25 protein-coding genes and 1 other RNA gene are annotated in these 20,238 nt (G+C 35.4%); 12 read left to right on the top strand and 14 right to left on the bottom strand.

Annotated elements, in window-relative coordinates:
• Nucleotides 1-113: 113 nt before the first annotated feature.
• The 3 genes from MKY49_RS01720 to MKY49_RS01710 all read right to left on the bottom strand — a co-directional run bounded on the left by MKY49_RS01720 (nucleotide 114) and on the right by MKY49_RS01710 (nucleotide 2,898).
• Nucleotides 114-1,118: a TAXI family TRAP transporter solute-binding subunit gene (locus MKY49_RS01720; protein WP_274795384.1), complete on the bottom strand. Its 1,005-nt coding sequence runs from the start codon at nucleotides 1,116-1,118 to the stop codon at nucleotides 114-116.
• 292 nt (nucleotides 1,119-1,410) lie between these two features.
• Nucleotides 1,411-1,965: a superoxide dismutase family protein gene (locus tag MKY49_RS01715; RefSeq protein ID WP_312505117.1), complete on the bottom strand. Its 555-nt coding sequence runs from the start codon at nucleotides 1,963-1,965 to the stop codon at nucleotides 1,411-1,413.
• A gap of 171 nt (nucleotides 1,966-2,136) precedes the next feature.
• Nucleotides 2,137-2,898 (bottom strand): LysM peptidoglycan-binding and 3D domain-containing protein, encoded by a 762-nt coding sequence (locus tag MKY49_RS01710; protein WP_322611201.1) that lies wholly within the window; start codon nucleotides 2,896-2,898, stop codon nucleotides 2,137-2,139.
• Between the two features lie 299 nt (nucleotides 2,899-3,197).
• Here MKY49_RS01710 and MKY49_RS01705 point away from each other — a divergent pair, with 299 nt between their 5' ends.
• Nucleotides 3,198-3,380: a putative motility protein gene (locus MKY49_RS01705; RefSeq protein WP_274795381.1), complete on the top strand. Its 183-nt coding sequence runs from the start codon at nucleotides 3,198-3,200 to the stop codon at nucleotides 3,378-3,380.
• 63 nt (nucleotides 3,381-3,443) lie between these two features.
• On the opposite strand, the gene MKY49_RS01700 is transcribed toward MKY49_RS01705, so the two are convergent.
• Nucleotides 3,444-4,454: a GGDEF domain-containing protein gene (locus tag MKY49_RS01700; protein ID WP_322611200.1), complete on the bottom strand. Its 1,011-nt coding sequence runs from the start codon at nucleotides 4,452-4,454 to the stop codon at nucleotides 3,444-3,446.
• A 385-nt stretch (nucleotides 4,455-4,839) separates the two neighbouring features.
• Between MKY49_RS01700 and MKY49_RS01695 the strand changes: the two genes are divergently transcribed.
• From MKY49_RS01695 to MKY49_RS01680, 4 genes are all read left to right on the top strand, one after another.
• Entirely contained in the window at nucleotides 4,840-5,529 is a 690-nt protein-coding gene (locus MKY49_RS01695) for a response regulator transcription factor (protein ID WP_341385472.1), read from the top strand.
• Nucleotides 5,526-6,512 (top strand): sensor histidine kinase, encoded by a 987-nt coding sequence (locus tag MKY49_RS01690; RefSeq protein WP_341385471.1) that lies wholly within the window; start codon nucleotides 5,526-5,528, stop codon nucleotides 6,510-6,512. The genes MKY49_RS01695 and MKY49_RS01690 overlap by 4 nt, the downstream gene beginning before the upstream one ends.
• A gap of 97 nt (nucleotides 6,513-6,609) precedes the next feature.
• Complete coding sequence (locus tag MKY49_RS01685; RefSeq protein ID WP_341385470.1) at nucleotides 6,610-7,371, top strand: ABC transporter ATP-binding protein; 762 nt, start codon at nucleotides 6,610-6,612, stop codon at nucleotides 7,369-7,371.
• Entirely contained in the window at nucleotides 7,361-9,202 is a 1,842-nt protein-coding gene (locus MKY49_RS01680) for an FtsX-like permease family protein (RefSeq protein ID WP_341385469.1), read from the top strand. The genes MKY49_RS01685 and MKY49_RS01680 overlap by 11 nt, the downstream gene beginning before the upstream one ends.
• A 121-nt stretch (nucleotides 9,203-9,323) precedes the next feature.
• Here the strand turns inward: MKY49_RS01680 and MKY49_RS01675 are convergent, their stop codons facing one another.
• Nucleotides 9,324-9,764 carry a DUF2269 family protein gene (locus MKY49_RS01675; protein WP_341385468.1) on the bottom strand — a complete coding sequence of 147 codons (441 nt, stop codon included), beginning with the start codon at nucleotides 9,762-9,764 and terminating at the stop codon, nucleotides 9,324-9,326.
• 171 nt (nucleotides 9,765-9,935) lie between these two features.
• Between MKY49_RS01675 and MKY49_RS01670 the strand changes: the two genes are divergently transcribed.
• Both MKY49_RS01670 and MKY49_RS01665 read left to right on the top strand, forming a co-directional pair.
• On the top strand, nucleotides 9,936-10,574 hold the full coding sequence (locus MKY49_RS01670) for a YfbR-like 5'-deoxynucleotidase (RefSeq protein WP_274795374.1): 639 nt from the start codon (nucleotides 9,936-9,938) through the stop codon (nucleotides 10,572-10,574).
• A 102-nt stretch (nucleotides 10,575-10,676) separates the two neighbouring features.
• Nucleotides 10,677-11,189, top strand: coding sequence for a zf-HC2 domain-containing protein (locus MKY49_RS01665; RefSeq protein WP_341385467.1), 513 nt, complete (start codon nucleotides 10,677-10,679; stop codon nucleotides 11,187-11,189).
• Between the two features lie 56 nt (nucleotides 11,190-11,245).
• On the opposite strand, the gene MKY49_RS01660 is transcribed toward MKY49_RS01665, so the two are convergent.
• Complete coding sequence (locus tag MKY49_RS01660) at nucleotides 11,246-11,581, bottom strand: zinc ribbon domain-containing protein YjdM (RefSeq protein WP_274795372.1); 336 nt, start codon at nucleotides 11,579-11,581, stop codon at nucleotides 11,246-11,248.
• A gap of 247 nt (nucleotides 11,582-11,828) precedes the next feature.
• Here MKY49_RS01660 and ssrS point away from each other — a divergent pair.
• A non-coding RNA gene (gene ssrS / locus MKY49_RS01655) (6S RNA) lies at nucleotides 11,829-12,021 on the top strand.
• 158 nt (nucleotides 12,022-12,179) lie between these two features.
• On the opposite strand, the gene MKY49_RS01650 is transcribed toward ssrS, so the two are convergent.
• Both MKY49_RS01650 and MKY49_RS01645 read right to left on the bottom strand, forming a co-directional pair.
• Nucleotides 12,180-12,362 carry a hypothetical protein gene (locus MKY49_RS01650; RefSeq protein ID WP_341385466.1) on the bottom strand — a complete coding sequence of 61 codons (183 nt, stop codon included), beginning with the start codon at nucleotides 12,360-12,362 and terminating at the stop codon, nucleotides 12,180-12,182.
• A gap of 13 nt (nucleotides 12,363-12,375) precedes the next feature.
• Nucleotides 12,376-13,260 carry a helix-turn-helix domain-containing protein gene (locus MKY49_RS01645; RefSeq protein ID WP_341385465.1) on the bottom strand — a complete coding sequence of 295 codons (885 nt, stop codon included), beginning with the start codon at nucleotides 13,258-13,260 and terminating at the stop codon, nucleotides 12,376-12,378.
• 154 nt (nucleotides 13,261-13,414) lie between these two features.
• On the opposite strand from MKY49_RS01645, the gene MKY49_RS01640 reads away from it, so the two are divergent.
• From MKY49_RS01640 to MKY49_RS01625, 4 genes are all read left to right on the top strand, one after another.
• Nucleotides 13,415-13,615, top strand: coding sequence for a helix-turn-helix domain-containing protein (locus MKY49_RS01640; protein ID WP_322611195.1), 201 nt, complete (start codon nucleotides 13,415-13,417; stop codon nucleotides 13,613-13,615).
• A 17-nt stretch (nucleotides 13,616-13,632) separates the two neighbouring features.
• Nucleotides 13,633-13,827, top strand: a complete 195-nt coding sequence (locus tag MKY49_RS01635; RefSeq protein WP_322611194.1) for a hypothetical protein — start codon at nucleotides 13,633-13,635, stop codon at nucleotides 13,825-13,827.
• Nucleotides 13,828-13,905: 78 nt separating this feature from the next.
• Nucleotides 13,906-14,511, top strand: a complete 606-nt coding sequence (locus tag MKY49_RS01630) for a DUF3862 domain-containing protein (RefSeq protein ID WP_322611193.1) — start codon at nucleotides 13,906-13,908, stop codon at nucleotides 14,509-14,511.
• A 150-nt stretch (nucleotides 14,512-14,661) separates the two neighbouring features.
• A complete protein-coding gene (locus MKY49_RS01625) occupies nucleotides 14,662-15,825 on the top strand; it encodes a Ger(x)C family spore germination protein (RefSeq protein ID WP_341385464.1) in 1,164 nt (387 codons plus the stop codon).
• A 57-nt stretch (nucleotides 15,826-15,882) separates the two neighbouring features.
• Here MKY49_RS01625 and MKY49_RS01620 read toward each other — a convergent pair whose 3' ends face one another.
• The 6 genes from MKY49_RS01620 to MKY49_RS01595 all read right to left on the bottom strand — a co-directional run bounded on the left by MKY49_RS01620 (nucleotide 15,883) and on the right by MKY49_RS01595 (nucleotide 20,237).
• Complete coding sequence (locus MKY49_RS01620; protein ID WP_341385463.1) at nucleotides 15,883-16,584, bottom strand: peptidoglycan recognition protein family protein; 702 nt, start codon at nucleotides 16,582-16,584, stop codon at nucleotides 15,883-15,885.
• Entirely contained in the window at nucleotides 16,581-16,985 is a 405-nt protein-coding gene (locus tag MKY49_RS01615; protein ID WP_197224486.1) for a phage holin family protein, read from the bottom strand. The genes MKY49_RS01620 and MKY49_RS01615 overlap by 4 nt, the downstream gene beginning before the upstream one ends.
• 55 nt (nucleotides 16,986-17,040) lie before the next feature.
• Complete coding sequence (locus MKY49_RS01610) at nucleotides 17,041-17,283, bottom strand: hypothetical protein (RefSeq protein ID WP_257521080.1); 243 nt, start codon at nucleotides 17,281-17,283, stop codon at nucleotides 17,041-17,043.
• A gap of 121 nt (nucleotides 17,284-17,404) precedes the next feature.
• On the bottom strand, nucleotides 17,405-17,554 hold the full coding sequence (locus tag MKY49_RS01605; RefSeq protein ID WP_257521079.1) for an XkdX family protein: 150 nt from the start codon (nucleotides 17,552-17,554) through the stop codon (nucleotides 17,405-17,407).
• A complete protein-coding gene (locus tag MKY49_RS01600; protein WP_257521078.1) occupies nucleotides 17,554-17,775 on the bottom strand; it encodes an XkdW family protein in 222 nt (73 codons plus the stop codon). Before MKY49_RS01600 ends, MKY49_RS01605 begins: the two co-directional genes overlap by 1 nt.
• Nucleotides 17,775-20,237: a sialidase family protein gene (locus MKY49_RS01595; protein ID WP_341385462.1), complete on the bottom strand. Its 2,463-nt coding sequence runs from the start codon at nucleotides 20,235-20,237 to the stop codon at nucleotides 17,775-17,777. The genes MKY49_RS01600 and MKY49_RS01595 overlap by 1 nt, the downstream gene beginning before the upstream one ends.
• Nucleotide 20,238: the final 1 nt, after the last annotated feature.

The following is a 20,238-nucleotide window of genomic DNA, read 5'->3' as shown; positions in this document are numbered from 1 at the left end:
ACCCACTTTAAAAGCTACTCGCCTATATCTACAACTTAAGAAAGAGGCTCGAAGCTTTATGCAATCGAGCCTCTTCGTTTCTTTTAAAAAGCTAGTTTCAACAACAATTCACACTATTTCTTTTCATCAAAGTATTTTTGAGCACCTGGATGAATGTCAATACTAATGCCATCTAATCCTGTTTCAGCTTTAATAAATTTCCCTTTATCGTGAGAAATTTTATTTGTATTATCATAAATAGCTTTTGTCATTGAGTAGACAACATCCTCTGGAAGATCCTTTTTCACCGCTAGCATTGCAAGGACTGAAACAGTCTCCACATCGTTTGCAATTCCATATGTTCCAGCTTTTACTGTATCTTTTGCATAGTAAGGGTACTTCTCAATAATTTCATCGGCTTTACCTGGATCTACTCCGATAATATTCACTTTCGTTGTAGCATTTAATGCTTCTACAGCACTCGTTGGTGTACCTGCTGTAATAAATGCTGCATCGATTTGGCCAGATTGAAGACCATCTGTTGACTCACCAAAATCAAGATTTTGAGCCTTGATATCATCCATTGTTAAGCCGTGAATTTCAAGTAACTGCTCAGCGTTTGCATATGTACCTGAGCCTGGAGCACCTACAGACACCTTTTTCCCTTTTAAATCCGCATATGATTTAATACCTGAAGCTTCAGTTGTTACGAGTTGCACTGTTTCAGGATAAAGTGCACCTAAAGCTGAAATGGTATCAATTTTATTCCCCTCAAACATGAGCTTCCCTTCAGTAGCATAATAAGCAATATCTGTTTGAACAAATGCAATTTCACCTTTTCCTTCTTGTAAGGCTGTCATGTTGGCAGCCGAAGCTTGAGATACTTCTGCAGTTGTTTTAATACCTGTATCTGTCGAAATTAAATCGGCAAAAGTTCCGCCAAGTGCATAGTAAGTACCTTGCGTACCACCTGTTAGTAAGCTTAAAAACTTAATATCCGAAGCTGGCTTATCGGATGATGCAGAGTCATCTCCACTCGTGTCCTTTGAACCACTGCCGCTATCTGATCCACATGCAGCTAAAATTAATAGCGCGAAGATACTCAATAGCATTAATAATTTAAATTGCCTTTTCTTCATAGTAACCTTCCCCCTCTGGTTATAATTAAGAATCTATTTAAAATTATCAAACCTTGTATAATAATGTCAATATATTTATAGTAAATTCAGAATTTTATAATTATGAAATACCACTTATTATCCACTAATTTACAATATAAATAGTCTATTATTTAATGCTTTTTTCTCTATCCTAAACGTAAAATTTCTTTTCTAATAAAATAAATACAGATGCCATATGTATAAATAATGAATATCTATAAACAGTTCAAAAAAACTGCATCTAAGCTTAGATGCAGTTGAATACAGTATTTTATTGAATGGCCCCACAAGCAATTCTTGCACCTGAGTTACCTGCAGGATCTGTTTTATAATCGTCCTCTGATTCGTGGATGACAATTGCGCTTCCATCACTATCAAGTAACGAATTAGGTTGATCTTTTTGTAAGGTCAAGCCTTCTGCCAGGAAATCTAAATCAACATTCCCATCCTCACCAACCTCTAAGTTTGGTAAGTCACCTAAATGATAGCCTTTAGGGTTTAGCTTGCCATGCTCCTTATGTGTGGGATTAAAATGTCCACCAGCCGATTCAAATTTTGGTGGCTCACACTTTCCAACTTCATGAATATGAATGCCATGCGTGCCTGGCGGTAAGCCCGTTAATGCCAACGTCATCCTTACTCCATTATCCTCTTCCTGAAAATAGGCATTACCATAACTTTCGTTATTTGCCCCTATTACCTTTGCAGTCGCTGTTAATGGAGACGACTCTGCATTTACTGGTACCTTCTCTTCTTTCTTATCAAAAAAACTACAACCACCAACGAAAACTAATAAAGAAAGGCCAATCAAGCTTATTTTTTTCATAAAAATACCTCCTCTATTTTTGATGGTTTCCAACTTATCCATTTCTTATGCACAAATTATTATATTTCGTCTTTACATAATCGTTTACCTGATGCTTGCTTTCCATACAAAAATATTTGATACACTCATATAAAAAAGGATTTCCCAAGACTTGAGAAATCCCCTCTACACTTAATCTAAAATTTTAACTGTTACTGTTTTAACACCCCATTGAAGTGCTTGTCCCTCAGTAGGAATAAAGACATCAATTTTATTGCCCTTAATAGCTCCCCCTGTATCAGCCGCTATTGCTTCCCCATAGCCTTCCACCCAAACTCTTGTACCTAGAGGAATAACCCGCGGATCCACAGCTATTACTTTTAAATTCGGATTCGATCTAATATCTGTTCCATTGGCTGTAATTCCCGAACAACCTTCACAATATGCTGTATAAGCAGTCGCTCGCATTGTTAATGTTTTACCTGAACTATTTGACGGAGCACTTACTGCTTTCGTTTTTGTTGTTGCAACTGTTTTAGTAGGTGCAGTTCCCTCGGAAGTCTTTGGCTTTGGCTTTGCTGCCGAAGCCTTAATTGCCAATGATTCACCCGCTAAAATTAAGTCTGAAGCAAGGTTATTCCACGCTTTTAGTTCATCTACAGTTACATCATTTGTACGGGCTATCGAAAATAATGTGTCACCGCCTCTAATGATATATTCATCTTCTGACGTTTTTTCCACTTTTGTCGTATCCTTCACTAAATCTTGTTCTGGATAAAACAAGAACGATTCCATCTCATTTAGTTGTTGGAACTCTCCAACTGTTAAATTATAAATTTGAGGGAGTGCCCATAATATACTGCCTGGCGATTTGTCCTCAGCAGAAAAAGGACTAGCATACAAACTCAAACCAAAGGTCATTGCTACTGCTAAAGCTAATGCTTTTTTCTTCATGTTTAGTAATACCTCCATTATTTTATTATTTGTTGCAAATCTGCTGCTAGCACACTAGAGTTAAACACTCTATTGATGAAAGCAACCATAACTTTGCAATTTAATAACTCAGGACTGTCTGCCTGATATTAGGAATTATTACTATAAAAACGGAAAAATATACAATTTCGATGATTTTTTTGGAAATTTCAATAATTTAAGCGGGGAGAATCTATAATTTAGTTGCTCAGTTTATCTGTTTTTATATTAGATACTTGCTATTTTAAGCCGATAAAAAAAGAAAAGGAGGGAAGGTAGAAATGGAAATTAATTCACTTATGTCATCCCAGCTAATGGAGCTGCAACAAACCGTCCAGTCGAGTGTCATGCAGAGTGCACTTAATTTAAATACATCTGCAGCAATTGAATTACTGCAAGATATACCTCAGCAGCAAGTCCCTACACATCCATATAAAGGGTCAATAATAGACGTTTCGATTTAATTTTTGGATAATAAAATACTAAAAAGCATACTAGTATTGAACACTAGCATGCTTTTACACATTTTATTTAATAATCATTTGTCTCATATTCCTTACTACACATAAACAGTTTCTTCCTGATTGTTTGGCCTTATACAAAGCATGATCTGCTATTTCTATCAATTGATTAGGACTTTGGATATTCAGTGTAAAAGCAGTAATACCAGCAGACATGGTTACAGGTCTACCACATGCTGTTTCTTGTATAGCCTGTTTAATTCGGAGTCTTTCAGCTAATTGTATAGCAGCGTCTATGTTCCTCGAAGGCAAGATGACCATAAACTCTTCTCCACCATATCTAAAGCACAAACCTTGTTCATCCACAATGTTTTGCATATTATTAGCAAATGCTTTTAGCACTTCATCTCCTACTGTATGACCATATGTATCGTTAATACTTTTAAAATCATCTAAATCTATTAAGATGATGGCATGCGGGACTTTATTAACAATTAATTCATGTAAAGTTTGATCCATTCTTCTACGATTGGGAATGCCTGTTAATGAGTCTAAGTTCAATTGCTCCGTTAGATCAGCAATTTTACTTTGTGAGCAAATCATCATATTTTGTACATAATTTTTCAACATCTTCGCTTCATAATACCATGCAGTAATGTCATCGTTCTCGTTTATCTCTTCCCCTAGTTCCATTTTTTTCGAAAGATTTTTCAGAGGCTGCGTAATTTTTATCGTTAACCATATAACTAGCCCAAGCATAATAGCTATTACTAATATTATAGGGACAATGGTTTTCTTAAAAAACAAGCTAAAAGAAACTTCTTTTTCCTCAAGTAAAGTATCGACTATTTGCTCCATATACAGCTCGATTTCATCTTTCTCAGACCCCTGTAAATAGTCTTGAGTAATGGCCAATACTTCCATTACATATGTTTCTTGCATGTCTGTTTTATTTACCTTCAAAATTTCATTGAAATTTCGATAGCTACTCCAGATACTAACACTAGACGTAACAAGTACAACGATTATCGTTATACTAACAATAAGAAATGATAACTTTAACTTGAATTTACTCACAATAGACCATTTCTCCCATTGAGGTGATTTTTTCGTTAAATTTTATCTATGTTCCGACTTCAACTATAAGATTTCATATATTTATCATACGCCATACTTCTTAAAGAAAACTTAAAAACTAATCCAGTTTTACTCTTTTAAAATATAAAAAGGAAAGTAAATAGAACTATAATCACTATAAAGCGCCGTTTAATTTAAGCGTAAAGTAATCATTTATGTAAAAATTTGCAAATTTATATATTGACTAGGTTGAAAGAAACCTATTTCTAACCTACTATCATTTTATGCAGTTTGCGCTAGCTCTTTTTTCACTGAGTTACCATTTTAAAAATTAATGGAAATAAGGGTACACTTTAAATACAGAACTAAGGAAAGGTCGATCAATATGTACAAAATCTACATAATAGAGGACGATGCCAATATAGCTTCACTGATTGTTGAGCATTTAACGAAATATCAGTATGAATGTCATACTGACCAGCAATTTACACACATCATAGAAGAATTTAATACCATTCAGCCACATTTAGTCATTATGGATATTAATCTTCCTACTTACGATGGATATTTTTGGTCAAGGAAAATCCGGCAGCTCTCAACTTGTCCTATCATCATTGTCTCAGCCAGAGTTAATGATATTGATCAAGTATATGGAATAGAAAATGGTGCAGATGATTTTATCACAAAGCCTTTTTCATTAGACGTTTTTATCGCTAAGATTAATGGTCTACTTCGACGTACATATGGTGAGTATGCTTTAACAGAATCCTCTTCCATCACAATAGCCAATACGACATTAAATCCAGATACAGTTCGTCTTCAAGCTGAAGGCAATGAGAGCTTGTTAACATTAAAAGAAATGCAGCTTAGCAAGTTATTATTCGAAGCTTTTCCTAACGTTGTACCACGTCAAAAATTATTAAGCGCCATTTGGGATGATGAAACCTTCGTGGAGGAAAATACATTGTCAGTGAATATTGGTCGACTCCGTAGAAAAATGGAGGCAATTCACTCAAAGCTTGAGATTAAAACCATTCGTGGACTTGGTTATCAATTAGTGGAGGCAGGTCGATGAAGTTATTCTTTCGTGATCATATAAGTATTATTATGCTCTATTGCTTAAGTTTTTTACTATTGCCTTGGATTATTCATAAACTGGATGATTTCACCTCACACTATGTCTATTTTATCTTTCTTGTCAGCTTTCTGTTTAGTAGTTGGCTACTAGGTCGTTATTATCGTAGAAGAAAGTTATATACTCATTTACAAAAAAATGTGCAAGCCTATGAAGACCTGAATTTATTTGAACCTCTTGCACCAATTGAGCAAGCCTACAGCGAAAAATTGAGACAAATGCAGTATTTATTTTTAACTCAACAACACAGCTTAGAGGAGCAAGCACAAGAAAAACATCTTGTTCTTTCACATTTTGCACATCAAATGAAGACACCGCTATCTGTCATTCAGTTAATCGTACAATCATCCTCTAACAAGTCTTCAGACGAATTAATACAATGGCAAACAATTAGTAAAGAATGCGATAAACTCACGTTTACACTCAATCAGCTATTAACGTATGAGCGTACGTCTAATTTAGTGGCTGATTTAAAAATCGAATCCATTAATTTAAAAGGACTTGTCCAAGAAGTTGTCAATGATTTGAAGGATTACTTTATCACGAAGGAAGTTTTCCCTAAAATGACAGTTGCCGAAGACCAAATTATTTATTCAGATCGAAAGTGGTTAAAAATTGTACTTTACCAAGTGTTAAATAACGCTATTAAATATAGTGAGATAGCAAGTACTATTCAAATCGATTACGACAAGGTAACTCTACACATAAAAAATGGAGGAGAAACTATTCCTACTAGCGAATTAGCACGAGTCTTTGATTTATTTTTTACGGGAAGTAAGGGAAGAATCGGTGGAGAAGCAACCGGCATAGGACTCTATTTAGTGAAAAAGGTTTTAACAGCGCTAGAGCACCCTTTCTCCATACAATCCATTGACCGAGTCACTACTTTTTCCATCAATTTTTCTAACAGTCTAAAAAGATGACAACTTTGTCATCTTCATGTCATCAAGTGAAATAGGTTAAGCACCGCTCCTTTTTTATACTTAAGTTATCTAATCAACATTAAGGAGTTGTTTCAGTTTGGAAAACACAATACTTCACGTGACCAATTTACAAAAAGAATATAGTGGAGAAATCACATATAAAGCATTAAACGGCATCGATTTTCAGTTACAACAACAGGAATTTGTTGCCGTCATGGGACCTTCAGGTAGTGGAAAAACAACATTTTTAAATAGTGTATCTACTATTGATCGTCCTACTGCTGGTGATATCGTCATAAATAATAAAAATCCCTATGTATTAAATGATGATGAGCTCGCCAAATTTAGACGCTCTGAATTAGGATTCGTTTTTCAAGACTTTAATCTTGTGCATACATTAACAGTGAAAGAAAATATTTTATTGCCATTAACTCTCGATAGCTTACCTGCTTCAAAAATGTCTCAACGTTTAAAGCATGTAGCTCAATTTCTTGGTATTGAGGAACTGTTACCCAAGCGAATTTATGAAATTTCAGGCGGGCAAAAACAGCGAGTAGCAATAGCTCGTGCTGTTATCCATGAGCCTAATTTATTATTGGCAGACGAACCTACAGGGAATTTAGATTCCAAGGCTGTTAATGATGTGATGAGCTTATTTACCTCTATTAATAAAGAGCTAAAAACAGCTATTCTTATGGTGACTCATGACCCTTATGTAGCAAGCTTTGCTAATCGTATTATTTTTATAAAAGATGGCAAATTATATAACGAAATACATCGTGGCAACAATCGTAAGCAATTTTACCAAGAAATTATGGACACGCTTGCTTTTTTAGGTGGTGGGCATCATGAGCTTTAATCATATTGTCCTCCAGAATATATTACGAGATAAATGGACGTATGTTTCTTATTTCTTGAGTAGTATGTTTTCCATTATTATCTTCTTTCTTTTTTCAGTTATCGTCTTTCATCCTAGTCTGAAAAGTTTAGATCCAGATTCGACACTTGGCATTACATTGATGTTAGCCAGTATGCTCGTTTATTTATTTTCATTTATTTACATTACCTACTCGATTATGGCATTTTTACGGAAAAAGACAAAAACGCTCGGAATCTTTATGATTACAGGTGCTTCCATGAAGCAAATTCGGAAACTTATATTCCGAGAAAATCTGTTCATTGGCATTTTGGCCATTATGGTAGCGATCGTTCTCGGACTAGTCATTACTCCCCTTTTTTTAATGGGAGCAAAAGTTGTTTTAAAGGCAGAAACGTTCGGTATGTATTTACCTCTACAAGCGATCGGCTTAACTATTGGTTTGTTTTTGATCTTATTTATTGTGATTTCTAAAGTCGTCACTAAATTTATTAATAAAGAAGCCTCCATTCAGCTCTTAAAAAGTGATACGGTTATCGAAAAATCGATTCAACCACACTATATTTTATTAGCAGTGAGTAGTGTGATGACGGTCATGTTAGCTTATATACTAATAATCGAGCACGCCGTTGTAGAGTCTCTAGGTGTTATCTATTATTTTTTATTTTTTGCTAGCATTCTTTGTACGATTTACTTCGTCCTTACTCAAGGATTCCGACTGTTTTTAATAATGTTTGAAAAGTCACCAGCATATTTACGTAAAACAAATATGCTGTTGGCGTCTAATTTAAATGCAAAAATGAAATCCCATGCAAATATGCTATTTCTAATCACAATTCTATTAAGCGGTGTCTTTCTATGTACGAGTATTTTATTTAGCTCTTATTACAATGTAAAAAAGGATAGTGAAGAAAATTACCCGTACAGCTTCCAATACATCGCTGATCCAAAAGTAAATGCTGATATGGTCAAGAAAGATCTTGATTATCTTGAAACAAAGCTTGCAACAGTGGAAGCAAACAAATATTTTATTGAATTTAAATCAAATGAGGATCAACGCCTTGGCTATATGGCATTATCTGATTATAACTTGTTACTGCAACAGGACAATGACCTACGTAAAGATGAATTTATTGCTGTTGCAGGAAGCCGAGGCGTATTACCCATCACCCAAAATGCTAGTGACAAGTATATAAAATCTTTCAAATTAGCGAACATCAATGAGCAAAACCTGTTATCTACGGGTTTTCAGAATAGCTATTTCATTGTACCTGATGACATTTACCAAGCCATTGATTATCCTGTTTATAAAACCTATATTTTTGAATTAGATAATTGGTCAGCGCATACGGCATTGGCGAATACAATTACAGAAGACATACCCTCTTTACCAGGACAACGTTACTTTACTTCGAAAATCGACTTATATAATACAGAAATGTTTATTAAAAGTGTGATGTTCTTCATTGGTTCCATGCTAAGCTTAATTTTCTTAAGTGCTGCAATGAGTATTTTATACTTCTATTTACAAACAACATTGATGCAGGAAAAGAATAAATATATAGGCATTCGGAAGCTCGGACTCTCAAAAAAAGAATTAGCTACCATTATTGCAAAAGAATTAGCGATTCTTATTTTCGTACCGTTCACCTTAGCCATTACACTATTGCTTACTACATTAGTAGCCATGCGAGCTATGGTCTCCACAGCTTTTTTACAAGTTTCGATTGCCAGCTCTTGTTGTTTCTTTGTGCTGTTCCTCATCAGTTATTTCTTTATTCGAAAAAGCTATTTTAAACGCCTAGTAAACTAGAATCCAAATAATTTTCCTATCGAAACAGAAAACCCGACCTATATCATGAAACACTAAATGAGCGTTTCTAAAAAATAGGTCGGGTTGTTTATTAGCTAAGATGCTTCTTCTCAGCCTCTTCTTACCAAAGAATTGGCTTAGCTACCATTAACCACAGCATGATTAATAGTAGTAAAATGTACATCCATGTTTTACGCTGTAAAAGTGAAACAAATTGTTGTTGATTATAAGCAGGTGTATTATATGTCCGTAATGTAGGTTTAAAAGCTCTAGCTAAAAATACAATCGAGGCAAACATCACAAGAAAAGTTAATACAATCCATGAAGTACGCCAATGATAGCCAGCATGGCACATTAGCAATATACCTGATACTACAAGAACATGTCCTGAATGTTTGACAATAGTAATTGCCCCTTTAAAAGCTTCTATATAAGGTGGCATTTCATCATTGGAAGCTATTCGCATTTTTTTAACGACAGTTAGTACAACAAACAAAGGCCCAATCGAAAGAACAGCACTTAAAATATGTATATAAAGAAGAAGTGTATAAATGGAAAACATGATGGTACTCCCCTTTTCATCAGTCCTCTACATTATAGCATCCAACTTAAGTCAGCTTGGTCGACAATTGTGAATCCTTTGTAAACACAGCTTGAATCATTGTAAAATTGTTTGAAATCCACGCAAAGAGGGTATTGTTTATAGTAACATGCACTTATAGAACAAAAAGGAGTGATTTTTATAGGAATTCATCAATTTTTTACAAGCCTTAATGATTTAGAGCGTATTATTCGTTGCCCCGGACGCTTTAAGTTCGAGGAGCACAATGTGGCTGCCCATTCTTGGAAAGTATCACAATATGCAATGTTTTTTGCAACGTTAGAAGAAATGAACGGTGCTACAGTTAATTGGAAGTCTTTATATGAAAAAACCATCAACCATGACTTTGCTGAAGTTTTTATTGGTGATATTAAGACACCAGTAAAACACGCTAGTCCAGAGCTGAAGCAAATGCTAGCACATGTGGAAGAAAAGATGATGGAAAAGTTTATTATTAATGAAATTCCACAGGAGTTTCAGGAAATATTCTTTGAACGTATGAAGGAAGGTAAGGACAATACTTTAGAAGGCCGTTTACTCGAATTCGCGGATAAGCTCGATCAATTTTATGAAGCGTTTGCCGAATTAAAGCGGGGCAACACGGACAAGGAATTTGTCTATATGTATCAATCAGCCCTTTCCAAGCTTTTAGCGATTCCACTTGAAGCAAGCGTTCAGTATTTCCGCACAGAAATTTTAAAGGATGCCGTAAAGGAAAAAACACATATCGATATTCAAGCATTAACAAATGAAGTTTTAACAGCAAAATAATAAGTGGCATGTACAAGTTTTCCGATTGAAAATTCACGGAAGGCTTTTTTTATTTTCTAAAAAAAGTCGTATAATGAGGGGAGATTGATTGGAGGGAAAGTATTGTCACAAGAATGCTCAATTGTAGAAGATTTATTACCTCTTTATAAGAAACAAGCACTCCAGAAACCGACTATAGCATTTATAGAACAGCATTTAGCAAGTTGTCAAAAATGTCAGCAGCTCACTAGTTCAAAGCAGCTCCCAATTGAATATTTACCTATGAAAAGAACATTATCTTTTTTTCATATTGTCTTTATTGTATTATCCTTTATGTTTGCTATTAATTCATCATTGCTCGGCAATCAAAAGGGTTTTGTCATCTCCTATGCACTTTTTGGTTGCCTTTCATACCTCTTCTATAAAAATATCTGGATTATCTTTATTATTAGCTCCGTTCCTGTATTTGTCTGGGCCATTATTAACAATTTAAATAATGAGCTCTATACTACCAGCTATTCCTTAACAGAAATAGGAGCATTGATAGTTGGAGCAGGCTACATTGCTCTTTTACATACAATTTTTGCCTTATTAGGCGCAGCCTTTGCCATTCTTTTACGCAGGATTTTCAAATAAGTAGACAAATAATGCACCTTAAACTTGTTACCACGTTTAGGTGCATTTGATTTTTATTATGCTTTTTTCACGAATTCTGACTTCAATTTCATAGCGCCAAAGCCATCGATTTTACAATCAATATTATGATCGCCTTCTACAAGACGAATACTTTTTACCTTCGTCCCTATTTTTAAAGTGGAAGAACTTCCCTTAACCTTTAAATCCTTTATAATAGTAACTGAATCGCCATCTGCTAATAAATTACCATTTGCATCTTTAACAATCAGTGCATCTAATTCCTGTTCAGCTGTGTCCTTGCTCCACTCATGAGCACACTCAGGACACACAAAGTTTGTTCCATCCTCATATGTGTATTCAGAATGACAATTTGGACAATTTGGATAAGCCAATGTGCTTCCCCCTTCTACTTTTTTAACTAGGAAAATCCTCTTTATGCTCCTATCTTTACATAGTCAACCATAATAAGCAAAGGTTGTTCGCATTTTCCGTTCTCATTTGTGAAAGAAATATGAAGCAATAGCACCTATTTGCAAGCCATTTTAGATACCTATTTCATCTTTTGGAACGCTTGCCCATTGACTAATTTGCTGTAATCATCTTACTTGCATGTTTGTCGCTCATGCTTTATTATATCCATAAAGGCTGCATTGTTCGTATAATATTAAGTTTTAACCTTTAAGCTGTAAAAGGGAGTTTTATTATTGGAGTTGGAATGACGGGCCTCACACTACGGTGCATGAGGATAAGCAGGAAAGCTTCTGCGAACACCCACTTTGAGGAGTGGTGGTTTAAAACTTTCTATAATAACTACGGCATACGCGGCTTTTACTCTAACTTAGATGTACCAAGGGTTTAGAGCTATTTACGAAAGTTTAAAAACCATTTAAAAATATTACCAAAACATCACTTGGTGTTAAATTGGTGTTAAAATTCACGATAATTAATGATAAATAATAGCACAGACCACTCAACTGGGTGGTCTTTTTCTTATCTCCGCACAATACAAACTCTTATACGAGACTCTATTATGGCGTTCTTCTTATCAACAGTTTTATTAACATCTGTGGATGGCAATCGGTCCACATTTAGCTTATGGTCCGATTCTTGGACCGAAAGAAAATCAAAAATCGTTAATTGCCCTTGTTGCTCCATATATTCAAAATGAGTCATATTCTGTCCCCTTTCACCATTCCAGCCAGTTTTCTAAGTTTGGTCTACTACATATTTCTACGCGACTATCTCTATCCTCTAGCCAGTTATAGAAAGGTACTGGACGCTCTCTATTAGCTGTTTCTTCTATAGATGATGATTTATATTGCTTCATACTAGAACGCTCTACAGCCTTGTTATATGCTCCTGTGAATACGGCTCTTAATGTACTAGTGATAGTTAAAATACCTTCTTTAATATCCATAGCAATTTTAAATAGCACGTTCTTAGCTTTTATAAATTCATCCACAGAATTTACTTGTGAAGCCATTACAACCTTGTGCAATTCATCTTTCAAATTGTCAGCTAATGGCAAGCTATTCATGAAATCAAATAACATCACTTGGTACTCGTTCATCCATTCCTTATGAGCTTCTTTTTCAGCGTGAACATTATTATATATTTCTTGTAAAGTGCTTGTTTTAAAAGATAAATGATTAAAAGATTTAGATGATTGGTTTTCTGTAAAAGTCTCGGAAACCGCGTCATTACTAATGGCCTGAGCTGTTTCTCGTTGGGACACGCTCGATGGGACATAAGGTAAAATGCAATAAATACTAGCCCCTTTGATGCCATTTAATTTCGTTCCTGGTACTTTTTCGATGATGCCTAATTCCTCTAACTTTTTAACGCTCCGATATACTGTCTTAGTGCTGATCTCCAATGCTGAAGCAATTGTGGCAGCTTTCAGGTGGCAAGCTCCTGGATGTTCTAAGCTATGAGAAGCAAGTTTAAAAACGATGGCACGTTCTGATTCCGTTAAAATGTAGTAATGAGCCGCAATGTGTTCTTCAACAGCTGTGTCCATATCTTTTACTGATTCAAATGTTTTGTAAATTGCTAAATATTCAAATGCCATCGTTTTCACCTCACTATCATAAAATATCGATATATCGTTATATACATATTAATATTGACATATCGATATGTCAATATAACGGAATAAAATATTTATCAAATAGCGATATGGTGTTATAATGGGATTATGATATTAAATGATAGGTGGTGGAAAAATGATTGAGGTAAAATTAAAGAAAATCATTGATGAACGTGGGATTTCTCAAAAGCAATTAGCTGAAATGACTTCTATTAGACCAAATGCAATTAGCGAAATTGTAAACAATCAACGTAGCACCATTAACCGCGAACAACTTGCAATAATATGTAAAGCCCTTGAAATAACTGATATGAACGAAATACTTGAACTGAAATAATCTGTGGGGTGATGGGGATGGAATTAAACGAGTTGGTAACAAAAATCTCGAATATACAAAAGAAGGCATTGAGAGATGCTCTTAAAGCGAAGTTAAATGAAGGTTATACAATTGATGAATTGTATGTATCCTTTGATACAAAGACGACTAGAAATAAAGATGGCATTAAAGCAGTCGTGACATATGAAATAAAAGAGAAAGCAGATAACTAACATAGGTTGTCTGTTTTTTTATATGTACATTTGTCTCTTGATTCCCTAAAATGGAAATAAAGAGGGAGGAATTTACAAATGAAAAAATTAGTATTTAGTGCAGCGTTAGTATTAAGTCTTGGACTAGCAGGTTGTGGAGAAACTACTACAAAGGATGAGTCAACAAAAGATGAAAAACCAGTTACTGAAACTTCTACTGATTCTAAGCAAGAGACATCAGCACCAGCTACTAAAGAAGATGGCAAATTAACTGAGGAAAAGTTCAAACAAATTAAAGATGGCATGACCTATGAAGAAGTAGTAAAAATTGTGGGTGCTGAAGGTAAAATAATGTCTGAAACGGGATCAGCTGGTGAACCTCACCACACAGTTATGTATGAATTTGAAACTGATGGTGTCATGGCATCTTCTACTATGATGTTCCAAGGTGGCAAACTAATCAACAAATCTCAATTTGGTGTGGAAACTTCGGATATTGAAATTACCCTTGAGCAATTTAACAAGCTAGAAAATGGCATGACTAAAGAACAAGTATTTGAGATTCTTGGTGGTGAAGGTGCGGTTGTATCTGAATCTGGAGATGTAGTAATGTATAGCTATAATGGTAAATCATTAGGTGGTAATGCATCTTTAATGTTCCAGGGCGGAAAATTGATGAACAAAACTCAATTAGGATTAGAATAAAAATAAAGCCACTCATTTGAGTGGTTTTTTCTTTCTACCACTGAAGTACCCTTGGATCTCTTCTAGATTTAGAAGGGATCCTTTATTTGTTTAGAACAAATCTATCGGGTGCATACTTAACAAACAACAACAAAAAAAGAAGGCGAAAAAATGAACAGAAATTACAAATCCATTTTTCCACTTATTTTAATCGCTTTATTCCTCTCAGGCTGTTGGGATGTAACTGAACCTCAAAGGATGTACTATATCAATGCTGTAGGAGTTGATTTTGAAGATGATAAATATAAAGTCTACTTACAAATTATCAATTTTGCTGATGTAGCTAGATCAGAGCAATCTGGTGGTGATGTTGAACCTGCTGAAGTCGGGTATGCTGAAGGTAAAACAATCGAAGAAGCGATTTATAAATTGTACCGTTCATCTGATCAAGAGATCTTTTGGGGACATATGAGATACCTAATCTTATCAGAACGTGCCATGGAAAATGAACGAAGCATTCCTGTTATTGATACTTTTATTCGTTTTCGAGAAACAAGATATCATATTTGGGTTTATTGCACAAAGGACCCTATTAATGACTTAATGCTTGTAACACCAATTTTGCGTAATTCTTTGACAGCTTCAAAATTAAGTAATCCAATTAGTACTACTAAACAATTATCATTTGTTCAACCTATAAATTTAAGGGAATTAATTATTGGTTTAAATGAACCAAACCATGAGATTGCTATACCTTATGTGACAATGAAGAAAAATTGGGAAAATGATGAAGAATTAATGGAGGAAACTACTTTTTCTGGCATAGGTATTCTCACAAAAAATGGGGTTAAAGGTTTTATTACAGATTCCTTAGCAAGAGGTAATCAATGGATGAATGAAGATACGATTCGGGGAGAAGTCACTTTTAAATTAGTAGGTGATGAAAGAGATTATCTAACCGTTGATTTAGATAAATTAAATCTCGAAGTTAAGCCCATTGTTAAAAAAAACGATCAAGTTGAATTTGAAATTGATATCAAAATACAAGGAACACTCAATGGATTCAAAGGAAAGATTACTACGGATGAAGTGAGAAAAAATATCGCACAACAAATAGAAAAAGAAGTTAAAGAAACTTATCAAGAAGGTCTAAAATTAGATGCTGATGTATATCGTTTATCAGAATATCTATACAGAAGTAATGTGAAGGTGTGGAAAAAAATCGAGCATAATGGAAAAATACCTTTAACGGAAGATTCAATAAGTAAAATTAATGTTCATGTTAATAAAATAAATCCAGGAAGAAAAACTTTTGATGAGACAATTGAAGAATAAAAAAGCCCGTTACCTTAATTGGTAATGGGCCTTTGAATTACAAGAGAGCTGATATTATCATTTTACTTCGTATAATTTTGTTATTTTACTTTCATTGTTATAAACAAGTTTTAATCCTAAAAGATCGGCTAGCTCACGTACTTGAACGTGTGTCCTACCATCTATAATCACAGCAGGAATGCTTTTACCATCATTAAGCATTACTTTTGCTTCTGTAATCTGTGACTCTTTTACTTCCTCTAAGCCATTTAATATGTCTAGCTTGAATTGTGCCTCGGAGATTCCCATACTCGCTAAATACGAATACGGATCTCTATGTGTTGTACCTTTAAGATTATCTGTAATCCATCGATGTGACTTAATACCGTTACCTGCCCCATCCAACACAACAGGTATTCCAGCCTCTTTAGCAAGTTGACGTAACAACCAGATGTAAGCAGCATAGTCCTTCTTGAATTGCTCTTTATCAGAAGTACGAGCCAATTCCACCTGGGCATAGCTAAGTGGATTACCTTTTGGACCACAACCATACTGCAACCTGCCAACTGGCGCAATTTGCACGATACGTCCTCCACCACCTACCCAGTGTGACGTAAATGCCTCTGCTTTATTTCGATTCATATAGGCAATTTCATTTTCTAATGCATTTGGACCTGTATTATTACCGTTGCCTGATTCATGGGCAATTACATATTTTACTGCCGTTAAAGCCTTATTAGGTAGTCCTGACATTAAACGTTTTTCAATTGTGTAACTCATTTAACCTCACCCTCTCCTGTTTTATCCTTCACGATTGCTAAAATATTTTTTACAAAGTCAGGCATTGGCAAACCCATTTTAGTACCGTTCTCAGTGATTGAAATAAATTCTAGTACACAAAATGCAATGGCTGCTCCATCCCCTGCATACTCGATGCCAGGTATTACAACAGACAATAAATATACTGAACCAACCAACATTAAATAATAGATTTTTCGAATGATACCGTTAAAGCCTGTACGACTGTTTAAATTTTGATTTACAATACCTCCCATAATTCCAGTTAGGTAGTCAATGGCCATAAATCCAATTAAAACAGTAACGGCCATTCCTAGACCATCCACTGAATATGAAACGATTGTGCCTATTGTTCCACTTACTACAGCAATCCATTTTTCCATCTGAACACTTCCCTATTCCAAAAATAAAATCCCTCCACTTTGTGGAAGGACTTTTTTATTTCTTTTTATATTTGTTTCTTATTGTAAGGTAATTATCTAACGCTTCTAATATCGCTAAATGAAATGTGAACTGTAGTGTTCTTTTGTCTAACAAAAATTGCAATTCACCGCTGTTATGTGTAACTTTTATATTCGGTATAAAACTAAATATTGTTTCAACTCCATATATATTACACGCTAAAATGATAGCTAACCATCCATAAATAATAGTTTTGGCGATTCTAACTAGATATTGCATTTGCATCCCTCCTAATCTGTTGTTGTTCCATCATCATATACAGATTACGAGTTTTTCACTACCTAATTCATGCTCTACCAATCCTTACCCTATTTTTTACCAAAAAAAAATAACGCTAAACCTATGCTTGCGTCACAAAATCTTTTCCTGTAATCTCTTTATACTGTTTAGGCGTGATTTCTCCAAAAGGATTTTCTTCTGTTTTAACTGCTAATTTTAATTGCTCTGCAGTCACCCATTTATACATAAAAGCGATTTGCCAGAATTGCATTATAGGTCACCCCCTTTCATGGCCAACATTTCTAGTTTCAATTGTGTAACTGTTTGACCAAGGCTATTAATAAGAAGGTCTTTTTGAATACCCTTTATCTTTTCCTGGGCTAATTGTGCACCAAGTGACGACACTTGTTCATCTATGCTCAATCCAGTTCCAACCTTTACAGGCTGCCCTATAGAGCCATCAGATTCACGTTGTTTATATTCAAAAGCCATTACTCAACCGCCCCCGATATTAAGTGAATTTTATGATTTACCGTTGCATCTGGCCGTGTTGTAGAGATTTTCAAAATGATGTTATCTTTTGGCTCAGTCGTCTCAAAATAAAAAGTATCTTCAACTATGCCGTTTGTATTAGGCATAGGAGCCGTATTATTGGCCGTTAGCGTTTCATACTGCTCTTGCTCGCCTACTAACGTCATAGATAACTCAACTGTTAGATCCATATCCTCGTCTCGCTCAATGAATAATAAAACGCCCTTTGCGGATCCAGCAGGAGGTGTAATCTTGTGCCTCGCTACAGCATGCAAAATAGGCGTTTTAATTTCATTCTTTTTAAGTTTTATTGTTTTACTTGTCTTAGCACCATAGTTGTCTATTACTTCAATAACGATGGTATTTTCACCTACTACAAGTTCAGCAAGCGAAACGTCAAACTCCCATGCTCCGCCTGGTCCGTTATAGATTTCTACAGGATTGTTAGCATTTACTTTTTTGGTTACTTTAACATTAGCGTTTGCGTCAGGATCAGATGAAGTACCACTAATTTTAAATTTGTCTGAATCGACAACTCCTGCAGGTACAACCGCATCAACAGATAATAAAGGAGCTCGGTTAGGCACAACATAAAACGTGCGTTCAATAGTAGCCGATTGGCTATTATCACTATCCACTGCCCAAACTTTTAGCGTATGTGCTACCCCTTCGGCAAGCGTTCCAGTAAGTGCCGTTTCACCATCAAACAGTTTTCCATCCTTAAACGTTAGCTGCTTTGATAATGAAATTTGTGTCTGACTGACGTTTGTTGCTAAGACCTTTCTTTGTTCACCATCGATTTGATAAAAAACCGTTACTGATTGGTCTTTATCTGCATCATACGCATCGCCTGTGATGTTTATTGTGTCGTTTTCATACAACGTCTGATTGTTACTTGGTGATGTTAGTGAAACACTTGGTATAGTGTTAGTAGTGAAAGAACCTTGATATTGTACTGTCTTACTATCTTTCATATAAATTATTGGCGGTATATCCCCAAAAGCAAGTTTAAACGTATTATCAACTAATGTTTGAGGGTTAGTTGCCACTCCTGTTGGCGGTGTATAGTCTGACCAATTACCGTTATTAAAAGTATAAACTAAAAGTCCGCTGGTCGGTTGATATGCGACGATTTTTACAACGTTGTTTTTATCCACTGTGATAGACGGATAATTTCCCGGTTTTACGAATTTCGCTGGCGTTGACCATGTTTTACCTCCGTCGAGAGATTTACTATACCATAGAAAATTATAGGTTTCTGAACGAGTCCAAACAACATGGATAACCCCGTCTTTGTCAACTACTGCGGAATTGTCGCCCATATTTTGATTGTTTTGCGCTAGGAATATTGTCTTTTGTACCCACGAACCATTCTCTAAAAATCTAGCCAATATAGTATAACTCGTTGCATCTGTCATCCTATAGATATAAATAGGTTGATTATTTCTGACCACTACACTCGCAAAAACACAACTTATTGACGACACGTTGAAATCCGTGACAAACGATGCCGCGCTCCATGTTACACCTTTATCCGTACTGATAGACCTAATTATATTATGTGATGTAGCATACGGTGTTTTTTGGCCCGACCACGCGGCGTATAAATGTCCGGTATTAGGATCTATTTCTAAAGAAACTCGATGCGGGTTACTCGGGTTATCCAATACCATTTCTGTTCCCGCCGTGAAATTGTCCCCGTTTCTAGTCAACGTCCTATATCTAATTGACGAACCGTATGAATATAGGAGACCTACTTGTATAGCATTAATCGGTACTATACATACATCTACGGACGCCGCAATACCTAATGCCATGGCTTGAGTCCAATTGACTCCATTGTCTTTCGAAATGTGTACCTTTATAAAAGAATTATTTAGGAATACTACAGCGACTAGCGTTCCGTCTTGTAGTCGAATTAATTTACGTCCGCCGGTGTTTATTGTGCTATACGCCTCAGTTGTTACTGTACCCGGCGGTAATGGCCCAACTGCTGCGCCTTTAACGTACCAATGACCGTCCGTATGAAGTCCGTTTGCTGGGTACGTACCATCCTCTACTGCAATACCTGCTTGTACTAGGGATCCTTTTGTGTAGGTTGTGTTTATGCTTGCGGAGTTAGAATCTTTTGTACTAGCTGAAGCGTTTGAAGAGTATTCCGAAAGACTACTCGCGTCCGTCTTAGAATATCTATACAGTACAGTTCCTGACAATCTATACCCTATTGCACCAGTAGGTATCATTGTCCCACTCGCATAAAAATCACTATTAACCGTGAATTTCCCCGTACTAGGATTCCATGAGTAGGATTTAGCTAAATCAGAATATCGTGGTGAATAATCATTGCCTTGAGATACCCAACCAGGCTCTACATAAGATGTATTGCCTATTGCCGTAAACTTATCATAATAATACTTAACCATC

Source organism: Lysinibacillus sp. FSL M8-0134 (assembly GCF_038069745.1).
Classification (GTDB): domain Bacteria; phylum Bacillota; class Bacilli; order Bacillales_A; family Planococcaceae; genus Lysinibacillus; species Lysinibacillus irui.
The sequence above is the reverse complement of the archived record's forward strand: the minus strand, read 5'-3'. Positions and strand labels throughout refer to the sequence as shown.